Annotated in this window: 12 protein-coding genes and 2 pseudogenes; 6 read left to right on the top strand and 8 right to left on the bottom strand. The window is 65.1% G+C overall.

Features of this window, described 5'->3' with window-relative positions:
• Positions 1-106: 106 nt before the first annotated feature.
• Positions 107-430: a divalent-cation tolerance protein CutA gene (gene cutA / locus IG78_RS0111435; RefSeq protein ID WP_030561853.1), complete on the top strand. Its 324-nt coding sequence runs from the start codon at positions 107-109 to the stop codon at positions 428-430.
• Here cutA and IG78_RS51195 read toward each other — a convergent pair.
• Positions 427-1020 (bottom strand): NsdA family TPR-like regulatory protein, encoded by a 594-nt coding sequence (locus tag IG78_RS51195; RefSeq protein ID WP_225882053.1) that lies wholly within the window; start codon positions 1018-1020, stop codon positions 427-429. The two genes, cutA and IG78_RS51195, sit on opposite strands and share 4 nt — an antisense overlap.
• 119 nt (positions 1021-1139) lie before the next feature.
• A pseudogene (locus tag IG78_RS53055) lies at positions 1140-1739 on the bottom strand (helix-turn-helix domain-containing protein); the annotation flags it as partial.
• 177 nt (positions 1740-1916) lie between these two features.
• Here IG78_RS53055 and IG78_RS51205 point away from each other — a divergent pair.
• Positions 1917-2633, top strand: a complete 717-nt coding sequence (locus IG78_RS51205; protein ID WP_031128755.1) for a hypothetical protein — start codon at positions 1917-1919, stop codon at positions 2631-2633.
• Positions 2634-3181: 548 nt separating this feature from the next.
• On the opposite strand, the gene IG78_RS0111450 is transcribed toward IG78_RS51205, so the two are convergent.
• Positions 3182-4651 (bottom strand): HEAT repeat domain-containing protein, encoded by a 1470-nt coding sequence (locus tag IG78_RS0111450; protein ID WP_030561857.1) that lies wholly within the window; start codon positions 4649-4651, stop codon positions 3182-3184.
• On the bottom strand, positions 4651-4887 hold the full coding sequence (locus IG78_RS45600; RefSeq protein WP_078965059.1) for a helix-turn-helix domain-containing protein: 237 nt from the start codon (positions 4885-4887) through the stop codon (positions 4651-4653). The genes IG78_RS0111450 and IG78_RS45600 overlap by 1 nt, the downstream gene beginning before the upstream one ends.
• 44 nt (positions 4888-4931) lie before the next feature.
• Between IG78_RS45600 and IG78_RS0111455 the strand changes: the two genes are divergently transcribed.
• The 3 genes and pseudogenes from IG78_RS0111455 to IG78_RS49130 all read left to right on the top strand — a co-directional run bounded on the left by IG78_RS0111455 (position 4932) and on the right by IG78_RS49130 (position 11743).
• Complete coding sequence (locus IG78_RS0111455; protein ID WP_225882050.1) at positions 4932-6653, top strand: DNA methyltransferase; 1722 nt, start codon at positions 4932-4934, stop codon at positions 6651-6653.
• 281 nt (positions 6654-6934) lie between these two features.
• Positions 6935-7063: pseudogene (locus tag IG78_RS51210) on the top strand (site-specific integrase); the annotation flags it as partial.
• A gap of 948 nt (positions 7064-8011) precedes the next feature.
• Positions 8012-11743 (top strand): NACHT domain-containing protein, encoded by a 3732-nt coding sequence (locus IG78_RS49130; RefSeq protein WP_157855779.1) that lies wholly within the window; start codon positions 8012-8014, stop codon positions 11741-11743.
• A gap of 554 nt (positions 11744-12297) precedes the next feature.
• On the opposite strand, the gene IG78_RS0111475 is transcribed toward IG78_RS49130, so the two are convergent.
• On the bottom strand, positions 12298-13803 hold the full coding sequence (locus IG78_RS0111475) for a SulP family inorganic anion transporter (RefSeq protein ID WP_030561863.1): 1506 nt from the start codon (positions 13801-13803) through the stop codon (positions 12298-12300).
• Positions 13804-14313: 510 nt separating this feature from the next.
• Complete coding sequence (locus IG78_RS0111480) at positions 14314-15006, bottom strand: anti-sigma factor antagonist (protein ID WP_030561865.1); 693 nt, start codon at positions 15004-15006, stop codon at positions 14314-14316.
• Positions 15007-15356: 350 nt separating this feature from the next.
• Here IG78_RS0111480 and IG78_RS0111485 point away from each other — a divergent pair, with 350 nt between their 5' ends.
• The gene (locus IG78_RS0111485; RefSeq protein WP_030561867.1) at positions 15357-15692 is read left to right on the top strand and encodes a helix-turn-helix transcriptional regulator; all 336 of its coding nucleotides are present in this window, start codon (positions 15357-15359) and stop codon (positions 15690-15692) included.
• Between the two features lie 64 nt (positions 15693-15756).
• Here IG78_RS0111485 and IG78_RS0111490 read toward each other — a convergent pair whose 3' ends face one another.
• Positions 15757-16956, bottom strand: coding sequence for a GNAT family N-acetyltransferase (locus IG78_RS0111490; RefSeq protein ID WP_051852539.1), 1200 nt, complete (start codon positions 16954-16956; stop codon positions 15757-15759).
• 365 nt (positions 16957-17321) lie between these two features.
• A complete protein-coding gene (locus tag IG78_RS49135) occupies positions 17322-18524 on the bottom strand; it encodes a DUF1648 domain-containing protein (RefSeq protein WP_225882051.1) in 1203 nt (400 codons plus the stop codon).
• Positions 18525-18621: the final 97 nt, after the last annotated feature.

An 18621-nucleotide genomic window follows, 5' to 3' on the forward strand; every position in this document is an offset into this window, starting at 1 on the left:
TCAGAACGGTACGCCTGACGGCCCTCACCTGGTGGGGGCCGTTGTGCTGTTGACCCCGGACATGACGAAGCGGCCCCGTCCTCCCGAACGCCGATACCCTCGCCGCATGGCTGACTACGTGCAGGTGTCCACTGCCACCGAAAACCACGATCAGGCCGTCGAGTTGGCGCGCACGGCCGTGCGCGACCGCCTGGCGGCAGGTGCCCAGATCATCGGCCCCGTCACCTCCGTGTTCTGGCACAACGGAGAGTTCGGCACCGGCGAGGAATGGCAGTTGCTCCTCAAGACCACCACCGACAGGTACCCGCAGTTGGAGAAGCACCTGGTGGACAACCACCCCTGGCAGAACCCGGAGGTCTGTGCGGTGCCGATCGTGGCGGCACCGGACGCCTGCCGGGAGTGGATCCGCTCGTACACTGCCACCGACTAGACACGGGCCTGCTCCAGTACTTCGGCGACGGCGGGGAGCGCCCGGTACCGGGCCGCCGACAGTCGCGCCAGGACCGGCTCCAGCCGTCGCCGCGGCCGCACTGACGCAACGCCGTCCGACAAGGCCAGGGCACGGCTGGTCACGGCCGCTGCCTGCTCTGCCTCTCCTGCCGTGAGGTAGGCCTGCGCGAGCCACGAGAAGTACAGGGCTTTGTCCCGTGCGTGGCTGTCGTCGTACTGGGCCAGACCTTGCTCCAGCACGGGCACCGCGCGCAGGGGGCGGCGCAGCTCTGCCCAGCACCGGCCCGTCATGATGTCCAGCTCGGTGCGATCCACCCACGTCGCCCAGTCCGGCTGCGGCTGCCCATCGGCTCCGGCCAGTGCCTCGCGGGCTGCGACCAGGGACCGCTCTGCCTCAACCGGCATGTCGGCGACAGCGCACGCCCATGCCCGACGCTCGTGCAGCAGCGCGCGCACGCTGGCGGGCGTGCGGCCGTCGATCGTCTCCGTTGACCGGCTCGCGATTTCCGCTCCTGCTCGCCGGTCCCCGCCGAGCCGCTGGTACGCGAGGAACGCGAGCGCATTGCCCACCAGCGCCGGAGCTCCCGCGTCGAGTGCGGCTGTCCGGCTTGCTTCGTACAGCCTGGTCGCGTCCGCCTCGCGTCCGCCTCGCGTCCGCCGTCGAACGCTGCCCACCCGGCCTGTTGCGCCTGTTCGGCAAGGACGGACAGCAGCGCGCGACCGGTGGCCTCGTCATAGCTCGCCTCGCGCAGCAGCTTCTTCGTTGCTTGGTACTCGGCCGTGTACACCCTGTATGTGTCACAGCCGCCGAGGACGTCGTCGAGTCGCCGCAGCCGCGCGGTGCGCTCGCGCAGGCAATTGACCTTGGCGGGGCCGATCCTGACGGGCGGGCGGGCGAGGTAGGCCGGCATCGTGGCAGCAAGCCCGGCGACCCCGAGGAAGTGGCGGCGCAGCAACGCTTCGTCCTCCTCCCTCCCTGCCGTACCGTTGTCCGGCCCTGTCTCCCACGGCCGTTCGGTCAGACCCGCCAGGCGCCCAGGGATGCGCAACGCATCGCAAATCTGAGCGATCTTCTCGAAGGTTGCCACCTTGCCCCGGCCTCGCGCCAGAGTCCCAACGCGGTCGGGCTTGATGTCGCACTCGGCCGCGATCTGCGAGTAGCTGATTCCTGCTCGTCGGCGGGCCAGACGGAACACGGTCCCGAAGTCGTGGCGGGCCGCAGCGGCACGCAGCTCGCTGTCGCCCACGAGCCAGGCCGGGAGGGCTGTCGGCGGCGTGTATCCGGTCATGCGCCGCACTCTTCCGTGCGGTCGCAGCCAACGGCGGCGGATCCAGGAAAGCTACCCATCATGGGTATACCCGCGCGGGGGACGAACGTCTGCGGGTGCTCCCACGACAGTTGGCAGCAAAGCACCCGGCGGCCGTGCGACCGGCCCCGGGGCATGGCCGACTACGAAGGAGTCGACGTGGCCGACACTACGAGCCCCCGGCCCGGTAGGGAAAGCAGCGCACAGGAGCAGCCACCGGACCGCGATGCGACCGCCGAGTGGTTCGCCCGCGCCCATCCCGTGCCGCCGCAGGCCCTGGCGGAGTGGAGTAACCGCGGCCTCGCCCTGCTGCCGCTCGGTGTCCGCTTCGACGCCATCCGCGTCCCCGGCCAGCTCATCCACGCTGCCCTCGGCAGCGAGGGCCCGCAGGTGGTGGAGCAGGCACTGGGCGACTGGCTGCACGGCGGCCCCGTCATCCGCGACACCCGCACAGCCAGCGGCCGCTACTACGTCCTCATCGCCCCGGACGCCCCCTGGCAGGGGCCCGCCGACCGGCTCGAACCGGGCACGTACCTGAGCGTCCCGCGCATCCGGCCACCAGGCTTCGCCCGTCACCTTCTGGGCCGTGCCCCCGCAGCGCTACGGCGTACTGTGCGACCCCGCCCACCTCGCCGCGCTCCTCGCGACGGCCGAACCGCTGGCGGTCGAGTCATGAGTGCCACGACGGCGGAACTCGACGAACGGGCGACGCGGGTCTACGCGACGTACATGGGACACCTGAACGCCTGCGCCCCCTGCCGACAGGAGGACTACTGCCTGACAGGCACCCGCCTGCGCCGGGCGTGGAATGCCGCACGGGGCGCCGCCGTCAGGGCCCACCTGAACCGCACGGGAGGCAACCGATGCGGGACGTGACCGAACCCCTTGCGGATGTTCGTCGTACCTGGCGCCGCCCTGCTCGACGTACAGCAGAACTCCGGCAACGCCTGCGTGTGGTGCCCGCGCACGCTGCGGCCCGGGCAGGGCATCGCCCTGGGCGGCTCCGGCAACTGGCACGACCTTACTGGTTGTCGAGCGACGACAGCATGGTGCTCAGAAGCCACGCGGCACGTTCGCTTGCCCACCATCACCGCGGGCCGCGGGCTGTTTCCATCATCGCCATCAGTGCAGCACCTCTGCCGGGGCCGAGACGGTACGCCAGAACCTACGCCGTAAGCGAGCAGCACACCTGCACAGGCCTCGAGTTGTGCCTGGAGCGCCGCACGAGCCTTTAGCCAGCCGGCAGAGCCCGTCCCGAGGGCGGCGATGTTCGTAACGCTAGGCCACGGGACGGCGAAGAGGCTGCCGATGGTGACGGCGTCGTAGCCGAGAAGTTCACCTGCGAGTGCGACTCGAGCACGGGTACGGGCACCATCACTCATGGGTGGGTTCGCCAGGACGCAAGAGCAGTGTTCGAGTGACGGCTACCGGCGAAGCGTCTGAAGCTTTAGGGCCTCGAGAATGCCGTCAGTGTCCGGCTGACGGAGCCAGTCGTCGTTCTTCGCCCACAGGGTGTAGATGCCGGCACGGCTCTCAGGGTCGAGCCCGCTCAGCAGGCCGGCAACGGCCTCACGTGAGGTATCCCCGAGTGCCAGGACAATCAGCTTACGAACGTCCTCCGGCGCCGTCTGTAGGGCATTTACCAGCTCGGCGACGAGATCGCGCTCAGCCAACAGGTGCGCAGCCGTAGCGGCCCGGCGAAGGTCATCGGTATGAAGCCAGTTCAAGAGCTCGTCCAAGCACTCCTGAGGCAGGTCCGACGGCATAACCGCCGCAGCGTGTGTCGCGATAAGCCTGCTGGGATCGTTGACGAGGCGCATGAGCTTGGCGGGCGCCTTGCGGGCCCCAGTCCCGAGCCCCCAGGCGGCAGCTGCACGCACCTCTTCCGGAACCGCCGGCTCGATGCTGCTGGCAACCGAGTGCAGCGCCTCCGCGGCTTCCTCGGTGTCGATCTCCGACAGGGAGAACACCGCCTCCATGCGCACCTCATCGGTCGAGCCGGCACATTCAGCGAGCACGAGTAGCGCAGCGACGGACGCTGGACGCGTGGGGGCAAGGCTGGCGTGAGCTTCGAGGCGCAGGCGCCAGTCATTGGACTCGTCGTCCGCTATGCCGATGAGGATGTCCTCGACCGGCTCTGCGCCGAGGAACCTGGCCGCCTTGATGGCCGGAAACCGAATGTCTTCGTCAGTCGACAGGAGGTCCTGCTGCCAGCTCCAGGATCCGTCGCCGGCGCAGGCGACCGAGTCAGCCATGCGGAAGCAGAACGCGACCGGCTGGCCGGCCTCGAACGCCGTCCCCACTGCCAACGTGTGAAAGGCAGCCCAACGGCTGCCGCTCCCGTAGAGATACGTGCCAGTGCCCTTCGTGACGCGAACCTTTCTGAGGCCGTCGTCGACAGCGACGACCTCACCGGCATAGGCGGGGGTCCACATCGGCCACCTACGGTCCATCTCCGATCCCTCGGAAACGGACTTTCGGTTTCCCTCCTTGGAGGACCCCAGAGCATCTTCCAAGCTCTGCCGAGTCACGTAGACAAGGTTGGACACGCTCACAGGGCTCGCCTTCATATCCACACGCGCGAAGGCGAAGATGTCGTCCAGGCGCATGCCCCCGTCCCGCCAGGAGCGGCCTGGCAGCGTGGAGTCGGAGAGCTTGATCTCAAGCTTTGTCTTGCCCTTGGACTCGAAACGGCGCCCACAGCTAACGCACATGAGGTCGGGCAGGCGCATGCGCTTGACCTTGGTCTGCCAAACCTTGTTGGCCTTGGCGTACCGCTCCAGCTCGATAATGCGGTGCCCATGATTGCGCTCAAGGTCTTGGGTAATTGCGTCGGCGGCGTAGACTCCCATACTGAGGAACCGAGCGAAATCAGCGTCTTCCTTGAAGCCCATCAAATGCCTTCGAGTAGTTGTGCGGCATCGACCTTGAGTGCACGCGCGAGGGCAATGATGTTGTCAAGGCTTACGTTGCGCTGACCTCGTTCCAGCGAAGAGACGTAGGTGCGGTGGATCCCCGCAGCTTCCGCGAGCTCTTCTTGTGAGAGGCCTGCCGAGAGACGGTGCTCCCGCACACGATGGCCGAATGCCTCGCGCCGCTGGATGCGGAGTTTGTCGGAGGCTTGCGTCATGATGTGCGGAGGCTAGGACGGTGCAGACGATGGGTCTACAGACTATGAGTAACATTGGCGGCACGGCTGAGGAGATCGTGGTGGGCCGTGGTGACCCTGCCTACCTTGCGCACGCCTACCTGACGAAGGTCCCCGTGCCTGCGATTACGCCGTTCATCGAGGCATGCTGTCCGCCCGGCGGCGTCGTGGTCGACCCGTTCGCTGGATCTGGCATGACCGGGGTCGCGGCGCGGATCACCGGGCGCCAGGCGCGCCTGTCGGACATCTCTGTGCTGGGTCGGCACATCGGGTCCAACTACCTGAACATGGTGGAAGGGTACGAGTTCACCAGTACCGCACAGGCCGTCATCAAGCGGGCCCAGGACGCTGTGGGCAAGATCTACGAGGTCCCCTGCACTGGGTGCGGCGGGAACGGCCAACTTGCGAAAACCGTCTGGAGCGTTCTGGTGAGGTGCGCGGGCTGCGAGAAGCCCGTGAACTACTACCACTCACTCGAGGCCGCAGGGTGGTCGAAGCCGAAGATGGTTTGTCCCCATTGCTCGGCTCACATTTCGAGTAAGCTCGAGCGTGTGGGTGAGCAGCCCGTGGTCGACTACGTCAACTGCGGATGCTCCCCGAAGCAGCGTGAGCAGCCGGCGGTCGCCGCGCCGCGCATCGACGTCGACGGCCTGGACTTCCCCCACGTTGAGATTACGCCTGACCGGGAGATGTATCGGGCGTCTGCGCTGGGCAAGAGCGGCTACACGACCGTGGCTTCGTTCTATTCGCCGCGTAACTTGCGCACTCTAGTGGCCCTGCGCGATGAGATCCGTTGCATTGAAGACCGTGCCCTGAGTCAAAAGCTGCTGTTCGCGTTCACTGCAACGTTGACTCGGGCGAGCAAGCGATATCAGTGGTCGCACAAACGTCCACTGAACGCCGCGAACCAGAATTACTACATCGCGCCGGTCTTCTACGAGTGGAACGTCTTCGAACTATTCGAGCGCAAGACGACCGCTGTGCTGAAGGCTGATGACTGGATCCGGGCACAGGCGTTCACGCGCAACGTGGACGCGGACACTGTGCCCGCGGAGTACGTCACGGAGAGCGCCGCGGAGCTGTCCCTGCCGGACGCGAGCGTGGACTACGTGTTCACGGACCCGCCGTTTGGTTCGAACCTCTTCTACGCGGATATGGCGCTGTTCCAGGAGGGCTGGCTGGATGGCTTCACGGACGTCAGTAAGGAGGCGGTCATCGATCGCTCCACCGGCACGAAGCGCACAGCGGGCCGCTATGAGGCGCTGCTGACGGAGTCGCTCAAGCAGTGCCGCCGCATCCTGAAGCCCGGCGGGCGCATCTCGATGGTCTTCGGTAACGCCTCGGGCAAGATCTGGGCAGTAGTCCAGCGAGCAGTCGCAGCAGCCGGCCTGCGCATCGAGCCGGAAAAAATCGCCATCCTGAACAAGGGACAGCGCTCCGTGAAAGGGCTGGCTTCGGGCTTTGAACACGTCGCTACGCTCGATCTTGTCCTGACGATGGTTCCGCAGGACGACGCCGAGGCTTCGTTCAAGCAGCCGACGGCTGAGGCTGTGGCTGCGGCGACACGCGAGTTGGTTGGGGCTGCCGGCCCTGCCTCTCCGAGTCACCTCTATCTGGAGCTGCTTCGCCGCGCGATTCGTGAGGGATGGAGCGTCGCGGACCTCAACCTGCATACGGCGACGGCAACGCTGCTCCACGACGGGTGGAGCATCGACCCGAAGACGGGCCTACTGGTCGAGCCCCAGTAGGCGCTTCGAGTAGCCGCAAGGCGACATCCGCAAGATTGTAGAATTAGGTCTACAGCATCAGAGGAGCGCCTCGGAGCGGAATATTCAGGATCGAGTCGGTAACGATGCAATAGATGCGCTGGGGCGAGAGTGCAAAAAAACTGTCGCAAGATTGCATTTTAAAGCTGAACGCAAGAAGAGTCCCAACCGGACGGCACCCGTGCCCGCAAGTTCGCCTACGGCAAGACCTGGGCCAAGTGCGATGCCAAGCGCGGCGGAAACTCAGCACGTTCGACAAGTACGAGGCGCGCAACCTGTACCGCTCCTTCACCCGCGTCGCGCAGTCCGCCGGCACCTGAGGGATTCGGCTGCACGACGCTCGCCATGGAACGGCCACCTTACTCAGGGCGGCCGGAGTCGCGCCGCGTGTTCCCGCGTTGATGTCAGATGTGGATGTCAGAAGGGGCCCACCTCCGAAATCTCGGAGGTGGGCCCCTTCTGAACTGGTGCCCCCGGCAGGATTCGAACCTGCGACACCCGCTTTAGGAGTTCGATCGGGGCCCGGCGTGGTGGGGACTCGCCTCGCGCATTGGCGCCGTACATGGCCGTCGGTTGTTGCCGCCGTCCGTGCTCGTTGATGTCAATGTTGGATCTCAGCGGAACAGCCCCGGGAACGGACAGACCTCCAATGGTTCGTCCGGCCGGTCTGCCCAGCTCCACCAGACGTGCCGATCGGCACACCGCCATAGCGACCGGCAGGTCCGCCGGCCATCGTCCTCCCGTTTGACGAGGACAAGACCGCCGGACTTCAAGGGCTGGCTGCACTTGGGACAGGCTGGGGTGTCGTCGGCCATGCGGGGCACCCTAACGGAGCGACATCTTCGTCCCGAAGCAACTTGGGTGAGGGTGGTGTCTTGGGCTGGTGTGGCTCTCACCTGCACTGATGGTGTAGATGTTCCCGTGCGTCCGCCAGTGTTATCGGCGTTGTCACGCAGCTAGACACTCAAGCTGCTGCCTCAGGCAAACGTGTGGGTTGCGCCGTTGGATGACGCTTACGTAGCAAGCGGCGCACCCAACTTCTGCTCGTCCACCAGGCGCCTCGATACACCCGCCGCTGCTTCGGGAGGTACCAGAGATCATCCCGAAAGACGTCCATGCATGATGCTCACCAGGCGGCAGTCATCTGCATGTCAGTTCAGGTTCGCCGGTGTTGCTGCTCCATCTGGGCGGTCGTAGTAAGGCGTGATCGTGTCCTTGGCAAGGCCCGCCGCGCTGGGTCCTCAAAGCTCGGCCTTCTTGGGGCTGACAGCGGTAGCCTGGCACCTTCAAGGCCGTCATGGCCTGGGTCAGCTTGGCCAGTTGGGAAGGTTGGACGCTCAGTGACATACCTCTACGAGCAACTGGACCCTGAGCGGTTTCAGCACCTTTGTCAGGCGCTGATCTCACTGGAATATCCCGGAACGCAGTGCTTTCCTGTCGGTCAAAGGGATGGGGGTCGAGATGCCGTCCAAATGTTCGCCAATAAACAGGGGGGCTATCGGGTATTTCAGGTCAAATTCGTCAGGAACCCTTTCGTTATCGAAGATGTCCATAAGTGGCTCGTCGAAACAATGAAGGACGAGATTCCTAAGATTCTGAGCATCCTGAAACGCAAGAAGGGTGCGATTGAATATATCTTGGTTTCTAATGTCCCCGGAACGGCTTTTCCAGATTCGGGATCTATTGACACTCTGAACGGACTGCTAAACGCAGACTCGCCTGTCCCCATTCGCGCTTGGTGGAGGGACGACCTGGACCGGAGATGCGATGGGCACGCTGACGTCAGGTGGTCCTATCCAGACATGCTGCGCGGAACCGATTTGCTGCAAGCCTTGGCGGAATCCATTGGAGGTGACCTATTGGGTAACCGACTGGATGTCCTGCGAAGCTTTACTGCAGAACAGTTCGATATGGATAACGAGGTACGCTTCAAGCAAATCGAGTTGAGTAACGAAATCCTTAACCTCTTTGTCGATGTTCCCGCAGTTATTCCTTTGGATCACGAAGAGGGGCGGCGCAAAGAAGAAAAGCGCGCCCTACAAATTCGTGACGCTGTTCAGCAGATTGCTCAACGTGGCGGCACTGTTAATGACGGAAATGAGCCTGTCGGTGCGGCAAGGCTCCTCCTTCACGACGACATAGCTAAACTCTCGGACCTGGTGGTGCTAGAGGGTGGCCCCGGGCAAGGAAAGTCAACACTGGCACAATATGTGTGCCAAGTGCATAGAATGCGCGTTCTGGGAAAGCCTGATTTTCACGCCCTCCCTGAAGAACATCAAGCCAAGTCTGTCCGCTTCCCAATTAGAGTGGACTTGAGGGAATATGCGACTTGGCTCTCCGGAAAGAACCCGTTCGGCCAGGAATCTGACTCGCAACGGCCAGCGCAATCGTCTAGATCGCTTGAATCGTTCATCAGTGCGTTGATCAGCGAGCAATCAGGTGGACGCACCTTCACTGTGGATGATCTATCTGCTGTCGCGCGTTCCAGTTCACTCCTCATTGTTCTTGACGGCCTGGACGAAGTCGCGGAAGTCCGCCTGCGCAACGACGTGGTTAAGGAAATTGGCTCTGCGGCGAGGAGGATGAAGGAGTCTGCCGCCACACTTCAAATGCTAGTTACCACAAGACCTTCAGCTTTGGCCGAGGTATCTGAATTCCCATCCAAGCTGTTTCAGCGATGGACTTTGACGCGCCTCGGCCGTTCTCTCATTGAGGAATACTCTGAGCGGTGGGCGAAGTCACGTCACTTGAAGCCGAAAGAAGCTGCTAATCTCCGCAAAACCCTGGCTGAGAAACTAGATCAGCCGCATATGAGGGACCTTGCACGTAATCCTATGCAGCTTGCCATCTTGTTGACTGTAATTCATACAAGAGGCGGAAGTCTTCCTGATAAGCGGACAGCACTATACGACATCTACGTTGAACTCTTCCTGGCACGCGAAGCCGAGAAGAGCGAAATCGTAAAAAAGCATCAAGAGGTGCTGATTGATCTGCATAGGTATCTTGCCTGGCTTTTGCATAGCGAAGCGGAGACCGGTAGGGCTCTCGGGAAGATCGAGGCTAGTCGCCTTCGAGAGGTGATCAAGGATTACCTTGTCTCGGAAGGTAGAGATCCCGCTTGGACTAAAGACCTCTTCACTGGTCTTGCGCAACGAGTTGTGTTCCTCGTGGGTGCCGTTGAAGGTCTATTCGAGTTTGAGGTTCAACCCCTGCGAGAGTACTTCGCTGGCAGATTTCTCTATGAAACCGCGCCTTACAGTCCAGTGGGGAGCCCAAGACGGGGAACGAAGGATGAGCGGTTCGATGCTGTAGCGCGTAGTACTCACTGGCTGAACGTGACACGATTTTACGCTGGCTGCTTCAGCAAAGGCGAGTTGCCGTCGCTCGTGGATAGACTTGAGGTTCTTTGCGCCGACGGTGACCTAGGCCTTACGTCCCATCCCCGTTCACTTTCGGCAACGCTTGTAGCTGACTGGGTCTTCAGCCAAAACCCTAGAAGTCTTAAGAAGGTGATTGAGCTCATCCTGGATAAGGACGGATATCGTTCTCTTCTCGGAGACGACCGCTATAGTACGAGTGGCGGTGAGCCCATTACACTTCCCGACGGATGTGGACGTACGGAACTGCTCGAGCGCTGCCTAAGCGTTCTAAATGGAGCGCCTCCACGGGACATCCAGGTCTCGATCACTGCACTTGCGCAGAAGAATGGAACTCGAGAAGAGCTATATCGGCTATGGCTCGATGGGTTCTCCTCCCTCCCATCAAATGATGCGAAAATCTCTTGGGTGTGGTCTGGCTACTTCCTAGGAGTCCTAAACTTCCAAAGTGAAGAAGTCTTGCTTGAGATCTTCACGGAATTCGATGTACCTCTTGATAATCAAGTGATTCAAGCGGCTATTGCTGCCGGTAGAGCGAGTTATTTCGCCAAGCGTGCTGATCTTCTCGAATATTTTCGAGACACCCTATTCGATGGTTTCGTATCAGGGTTTCGCGCTCCCCGTAGGAGTCAATCCACGCTGGACCTTTTGTGTGCGGCACTCAGTCCTATGCCGCTGTTGAGGCACTACCCGGATATTCGACGCACGTACGGTGAAAACCTGTCCCGCGGGGTTGGCTTTAACATTTTGCAGAGCGAACTGGATCCTGTGCAGGAAGTCAGTATTGATGCGGTGGTAGCAGCTTTCCAGGAGCTTTTGAGTACTCCTCAGCAAGAAGGCTCCCCGGCGCCTGATGGCTCATTCGCCCAATATGTTGAGCGGATTGAGTCGATTTTGGGTCAACGATGGCCTGTGTGGAGTATGGCTTGTGCGCTTTCGCTTGCTGCCAAGCGCGGTAGGCGAGATGAAGTTCCTGCCAGTGAGCTGTTTGATGGCTCTGTGAAAGTCGTTGACCGAGTCAGATATGCGCGGCTGCAGGCTGGAAACGCTGCTTGGTGGAAAAGGCAGCTTGGGACTGCGAATCCAGAAATGCGGCAGATTTGGGCGTCTATGGCTCTCGCTTTTTGTGGCCCTGCTACGCTCGCAAGGGTTTTTAGCGAACTCGACGACGTAGTTGAGAGCCTAAATGCGCGGGAGATTGAGCGACTGGTTGGCAGTATAGAACAAATCCGAGGGTGGGTTGGCGTGTATCGAGAGGTGCGCGTGGATTTGTTGCCGGAAGTGATGAGTCCGCGACTCGCCGCCGTTCTTACGGTTTGGTCTAACAGCGGAATTCGACAGGAAATCGTAAACAAATACCTATCAAACTACATTGGTGACGAAGTTTACGTTCATGAAGCCATTTCCGATTGCGCGATTGGGAAAATTCGATCCGGACAAGCGGAGTGGGGAGTGGAAATCGATAGAATTAAGCGGGCGTATCGAGTGACAGGGCGTTCCATGACACACCTGGGATACATCCGGTCACCCGAAAGTATGCCGATGGATGTGGCTCGCAAAATCGCGAGTAATGCCGCCTCCTACCCGATTTTCTTGGTTCGGGTTGCTGAGCTCAGCATGCGGAGGGCTCTAGCCGAGAAAACAGTTCCTCTATCAAAGGTCGCAGAGAGCGGCGGCTGGTTCGAAGAGGAGTGAGGTCGATGGAGCGGCTTTGGGGTGGCGCTGCTTTGGCGCGAGTGATCATGGCTCCGTAAGTTTCCGGCGCGTCGGGCAGTCTGTGGGCCTGCCCGTTAAAGCACGACGTTGGGACCATGATCTTCGAGGCTCGCGCCAAAGTGGCTCCGTAAAGCCGTGGAGCCGACCGCCCCAGCCACGACGTACCCCTTCTCTGGCATCAGGTGGCTGCATGCTTTGAGCGCGGCACGGGCGCCGGCCGGGCTGGAGCGGGGCGGAGACAGGAGCGCAGGCCCGGCCGGGGGCCGTGCCGCGCGCGGGGAGCGGAGCGAGCCGCCTTGAACCAGTAGAGAAAGTTGTAACTCAGTCCGACTGGTGGGGCTTGAAGTCGTGTGCGCAGGCTGGGAGTTCGGCCGCCTGGCGGTGGGCGAGGGGCAGGAGGGCCCAGGTGCCTGGCCCGGTTGTCGTCGCGTCGGCGACGTCGGGCAGCCCTAAGCCTCCACAGGGTGTGGAGGACGTCCGGTCCGGCGTACGCCCGAGGGCGGCGTGGCCCCAGCGGATGATGGGGGCGTCGCTCAGTGGCTGCCGCTGAGTTCGCCGGTGAGCTTCTCGTGGATCCGTGCGCTCGGCGTGTTCAGGCCGATGATCTCGACGGACTTGCCGCGCTTGGCGTACTTGGTCTCGATCGCATCGAGCGCGGCCACCGAGGAGGCGTCCCAGATGTGGGCCGCGGTGAGGTCGATGACGACCTTGTCGGGGTCCGTGACGTAGTCGAACTGGCCGACCAGGTCGTTGGACGAGGCGAAGAACAGCTCGCCGGTGACTGTGTAGACCACGCGCGCGCCGTCGGGGGCGGTGACCGAGGTGACGTTCGCCAGGTGCGCGACGCGCTTGGCGAAGATGACCATGGCGGTGATCGTGCCGACGACGACGCCGATGGCGAGGTTGTGGGTGGCGACCACGCAGGCCACCGTGATGACCATGACCGCGATCTCGCCAGTGGGCATCCGCCTGAGCGTCTTCGGGGCGATGGAGTGCCAGTCGAAGGTCGCGAACGACACCATCACCATCACCGCGACCAGAGCGGCCATCGGGATGTCGGAGACGATCGGGCCGAAGACGATGCACAGCACCATCAGGAAGGCGCCCGCCAGGAACGTCGACAGACGGGTACGGGCTCCGGACACCCGTACGTTGATCATGGTCTGGCCGATCATGGCGCAGCCGCCCATGCCACCGAAGAAGCCGGTGACGATGTTGGCGATGCCCTGGCCGAGGGACTCGCGGGTCTTGGAGGAGTGGGTGTCGGTGATCTCGTCGACCAGCTTGGCCGTCATCAGGGACTCCATCAGGCCGACAAGCGCCATCGCGAACGCGTACGGGGCGATGGTGGTCAGGGTGTCCATCGTGAAGGGCACGTCGGGCAGGCCGGGCACGGGCAGCGAGGAGGGCAGGGCACCCTTGTCGCCCACGGTCGGCACCGCGATCCCCGCGGCGACCGTGATCGCGGTCAGGATGACGATGGAGACGAGCGGTGCCGGGATCGCCTTGGTGACCCTCGGGAAGAAGACCATGAGCGCGAGACCGCCGACGATCAGCGGGTAGACCGCCCAGGGCACGCCGCGCATCTCCGGTACCTGCGTCATGAAGATCAGGACGGCGAGCGCGTTCACGAAGCCGACCATCACCGAGCGCGGCACGAACCGCATCAGCCTGGCCACCCCGAGCGCGCCCAGGACGATCTGGAAGACACCGGCGAGGATGACGGCGGCGACCAGGTACCCCAGGCCGTGTTCGCGGTTGAGCGGGGCGATGACCAGGGCGACCGCGCCGGTGGCGGCGGAGATCATCGCGCGGCGTCCGCCGACGACCGAGATCACCACCGCCATCGTGAAGGACGCGAACAGGCCGATGGCCGGGTCGACCCCCGCGATGATCGAGAACGAGATCGCCTCGGGGATCAGCGCGAGCGCGACGACGAGACCGGCCAGGACCTCGGTGCGCCAGACCTTCGGGTCGTTCAGCCAGTCGGGCTTGAGGCCGCGCAGTTGGGCGGCCGGGGACGGTGCGGAGGTGGACAAGAGCAGTTACCTGTCGTGCTCGGGCACATCCGGCCGTGGTGCGGGGGCCAGGGGCGTGCGGGAAGGCGTGGGAGTACCGGGCGGACGTCCGCGCAGCCCACGTACGGCGGGCCGAGGCTCACGGAGCAACGGAGCAGCAGCGGGCGCGAGCGGAGGGCGTCCGGGCGCTGTTTCAGGGGCGAAGGGTCACGGCGGGCAGGCGGCGGCGCTGGGCATCATGGGCATGCGCACGCTCTCTCCTACGGACCTACGGACCTACGGGCCTACGGACCTACGGGCTCGGTCTTCGCCAGGGGCTTCGTCGGCCCCGACACGGCTGACGGGCCGGGAACGATCCCGCACCATAGGCACCATAGGGACGACAGAACTGACGACAGAACTATAGAACTATAGAGGGAAGCCGCCAGCCTGCGCGAACGCCTCATCCGCGTTCCCCGCCCGCTGCCGTCGGTCGCTGCCGTCGCCCGCTGCCGTCCCGCAGCTCTGCGAGTCTCCGGCCCTCAGTCAGGCTTACGCGGCGCCCTTCGGCGGCGGCTGCGCCGTCCGGGGTGTGCTCCCGGCGGTCGCGGCGGCGGTCTCCACGGCCGCGGCGGCCACGGCCACCATCCGGGTGCGTACGCCCTTCGGCAGGGCATCCCCCTGGACCGTGGCGTTCACCAACTCCTCGGCGAGGGAGTGCAGCTTGGTGTTGGTGTTCTGCGACGCGGTCACCAGGACGTCCCAGGCGCTCTCGGGGCTCAGGTCGAAGGACGACATCAGGATGCCGCGGGCCAGGTCGATGGTCGGGCGGGTCTGCATGGCCCGGCGCAACTGGGTGACCGTGGTCCGCAGGTCCTCGGTGGGCTCCTTGGCGGGCTCCTTGGCGGGCTCCTCGGGTGTGCCCGGCGCCTGTTCGTCGGCCTCGTCAGTGGGCGCGTACAGGAACGTCGCACCAGTCAGGTCGAGCAGTCGCTCGACGACGGGGCTGAGGGAGCGGATCGTGACCGTCTTGCCCCGCCTGATGGCTTCCTGGCGCAGACTGAGCAGGAGATTCAGGCCTGAGCAGTCACAGAAGTTCACGTCGCCGAGATCAAGTTCCAGGCCGTCGGCCGAGCGGCTGAGGGCGCTGAACAGCTCCGGCCGCAGGCGATGGGCCGCGTCGAGGTCGAGGTCGCCCCGCACGGTGACGACAGTACGGCGGCCGCCCTCACCGGGACCGGACACGGCCCCGTCCACCGATACGACGACCGCACCACGGCCGCCCCCCGCAAGCACGGCAGCAACCCGCCCGACCGCCCCTGGCGCGGCGGAACCCCAGCCATCCGCAAGCCCCGCGCCCCCCGTCGACAACGACGCAGGCGTTATCGGGGAACCACCGTCCGAAACGCATCCGGTGCCTCCCCCCACGAAGGGTCGCTCAGGGTATGCGGGCTCCGGCATGACCTCTCCCTCTCGTCTCCGCCTACCGCCGCTTCCGCACCTAGGCTGCCCCGATCTGCTCACACCAGTCAACTAATACATGAAACGTGGTACGTGTTTTTGAAGGCGTGCAACCCAGCACCTAGAGTTGCCGCATGGATGGAGTGCCCGAGCCGCATACCGGATGGACGTTTCTCACCAATCACGCACGGGTGCTGGCAGCTATCGCGGACAATCACCACGCGCGCATCCGCGACATCGCCGCACACTGCCGCCTCACCGAACGTGCCGTCCAGAAGATCATCGCCGACCTGGAGCGGGACGGATATCTCTCGCACACCCGCGAGGGCCGTTCCAACACCTACCGGATCGACCCCGGGAAGGTGCTGCGCCACCCGGCCGAGTCCGGCCTCGTGGTGGCCTCGCTGCTCTCCTTGCTCGTCCGTGACGAAGCCGACCGCGCCGGCTCACCGGTCACCGGCAGCCACTGAGGGCGGTGCACCGGCGGCCGGCAAGCACCTCACCGGCCACCGGTGACTCCGTGGCGGGCCCTCCTCAGCGCCCCCGAGTAGCCGCCCCCTCCGGGCGGGACTCCGGGCGGGACTCCGGGCGGGACTCCGTCGGCACGGAGCCCCCCGTACGTACCTTCCCCACCGTCTTGAGCAGCCGGTCCGCCTGTTCGCGCAGGCCGGGGTGGGCGAGGACGGTGTTCCGCAGGCCGCGCACCGGCCTGCGCCACAGGCGGTGGGCCGTCGCGACCGGGTGCGGGCGGGTCACGAAGCCCTCGGCCACGCGCAGTTCGCGGGTCTTGAGCCAGTCCTTGTACTCCTTGTCGCCGCGCCCCAGGTCCAGGACGCGGACGCCCGCCCGGCCCGCCGCCTCCGCCATGCGGAGGTGCATGATCAGGCCGGGTGAGTAGTAGCGCAGTTCGGGGTCGTACGCGGTGAACCAGGCCGCGAAGACCGTGCTCGACATCGGGCCGAAGTGCGCGGCGACCGGGCGGTCACCGGCGTACACGACCGAGAGGACCCCGGTGAACTGTTCCTCCCTGACCTGGAACAGTTGCTCCACCAGATCCACTATCCACGGCCGTGCGAAGCGGTCCATGCGGGCCGTCCTGCGGTATTGGGCGGACTTCCACCGCATGAGCCGGCGCAGCATCGCCGGGTCGCGCTCGTCGAAGACGAACCGCATCTCGCCCAGGTCGCGGCCCAGGCGGCGCTCCTTCTTCAGGGTCGTCTTGGCGAGGCCCGGGTAGGTGGCGCGCAGCCACTCCGTATAGCCGTCGGCCCCTACGGCCCCCTCGCCCCCTTCGGCCCCGTCTCCGTCGGCACCGCCGCCGTCCTTGAGGTCGACCACCGGTGAGGCGAACGTACCGGTGACGTAGCGGCCGAACGGCTCCTGTTCCTCCACGAGGTGATCGAACTCGAAGACGGAGAGGCCGCAGGCCCGCAGCAGTTCCCTGGCGTCCCAGGAGATGCCGGGCCGGTGCACGAGGGCCTGGCAGTCGGAGAGGCCGAGGCCGACGGCCCTGCCGACACCGAAGGCGGTGCGCTCGTACGGGAAGAAGCCGACGGGCTCCCCCCTCTCGTGCAGGACCGCCACGCGGGCTCCGCCGCGGCTCCTGCCGACGCCGGCCGCGAACTCCGGTGCCAGAAAGGGGTTTCCGTAATCGGGCGACTCCTTCATCGTCCGATGCCAGGCCTCGATGAGCGGGGTGCTCAGCTCCTCGGCCCTGTGGTTGGTTATCTTCACTCAGATCGACCGCCCCTCCGCGGGCTCCGCGAGGGGCGCAGTCGCGGTACGGGCCGGTAAGACGTGTCGATCGTTGTTCTTGGATCGCATGAGCGACCCTCCCCCCAACAATTCACCTGACGCGCTGTTCGCGTCCTGATCTTGCGCTGGCTCTACCTGGCTTTCTCTTTTCGGCTCCAACCAGCTCTTCCCGACGCGGGACATCCCTGCTCGGATCCGCGTCATCGCTGGTCAGCGCCGCGTACCTGGTTCTCGCACCGCCAACGGTCGCACATCGAACGGCTCCGCGCGGCCCAAACCTGTCGAAACCGTACGTCAAACTTTCGAACCGTCGGAGGGACCAACTCAGCGGCATATGCGGCCCGTTATACGTGCGTCCCGTCAACGCCTTCTGAATTCCCGCGCCCTGCGGAGCCCCCGCCTCCGGCACCCGCCACCGCGTTCAACAACGCGGCGCCCCTTTCCGCGTCGTCCACCGACACCGCGAAGTTCTTTCCTTTGGCCCGGACGACCAGGCAGGTACCGGCGCGCAGCATCACCGTGGTGCCGAGGCCGCTGAGGCGGTAGCCCCAGCCGCCGACCTGGGCCGGGGTGCGGTGTTCGGCGTGGGCCGACTCGATGTCGGCGGGGCGCCAGCGGCGGGCAGGCCTGCCGAAAGGACCGAAGGACACCCGCAGGCCCTCCTCGGTCACGAGGACCTGGACGGACGCGCAGCCCAGGGTCAGCACGGACACCACCGCCAACGGGGCGATCAGGGACCACAGCGGGTGCGTCACTCCGTACACCGTGAGGACGAGGGCGATCAGGGCTGCCGCGCCGGTCACCGCGGCGAGTGCCTGTAGCCAGGGGTTGGTGGCGCCCGCGAACCAGGCGACGCGCTGGTCGGGCGGTACGTCCGTACGCGGGGGCGGAGGCGGGAGCGGGCTCGGAAGCGGGCCCTGGCTCGAACGCGGGCCCGAGCGCGGCAGCGGCCCCGAGCGCGGCAGCGGGCCCGGTCCGGCACCCGCCCCCGCCCGCCCGCGCCACACCGCCGCCCCGGCCGCTCCCGCCGCCGCCCCGGCCACCAGCGCCCCCACCACCCACGGCGTCACGGACTCGGCGTCCCGCCAGTGGGCGTGGTCCAGGTTCGCCCGCACCACCGCCGCCTGGGCGCCGACCAGCGTGACTCCCATGGAGAGCAGCAGCGTGCCGCCCCAGGCGATCGGCGTCCGCAGACGGGCGACCGCGGTCCCCGCGACGACGGCCGTCCACACAAGGGCCGGGAACAGCGCCGCCGCCCACAGCGGCAGGGAACCGTCGGGGTGGCCCGAGGTACCCGACCAGTGCGTCGCCACCCGGCCCGGCAGCCGCCCGGCCGCCAGCAGGGGCAGCCCGAGCAACAGGAGCAGGACCCCCGCCGCCCACACGGCCCCGGCGACCCCGCCGCCGATTTTCCCTCGCTCCCCGCCGAGGTTTTCTCGCCCCCCGCCGAGGTTTTCTCGCTCCCCGCCGAGGTTTTCTCCCTCCCCGCCGAGGTTCTCGTGCCCGCCGGACGTCCCGGAGCCCGGCCCTCCCTTACCACCGCTCATATGATCACCCTGATCAAGTCTATGAGGTCCGTCTCCGCGTACCCCAGGTGCACAACCTCCGGCGGCGGCGAGACACCCCGACCCGCCCGCACGGGCA

The organism is Streptomyces aureocirculatus (genome assembly GCF_000720475.1).
Classification (GTDB): Bacteria; Actinomycetota; Actinomycetes; order Streptomycetales; family Streptomycetaceae; genus Streptomyces; species Streptomyces aureocirculatus.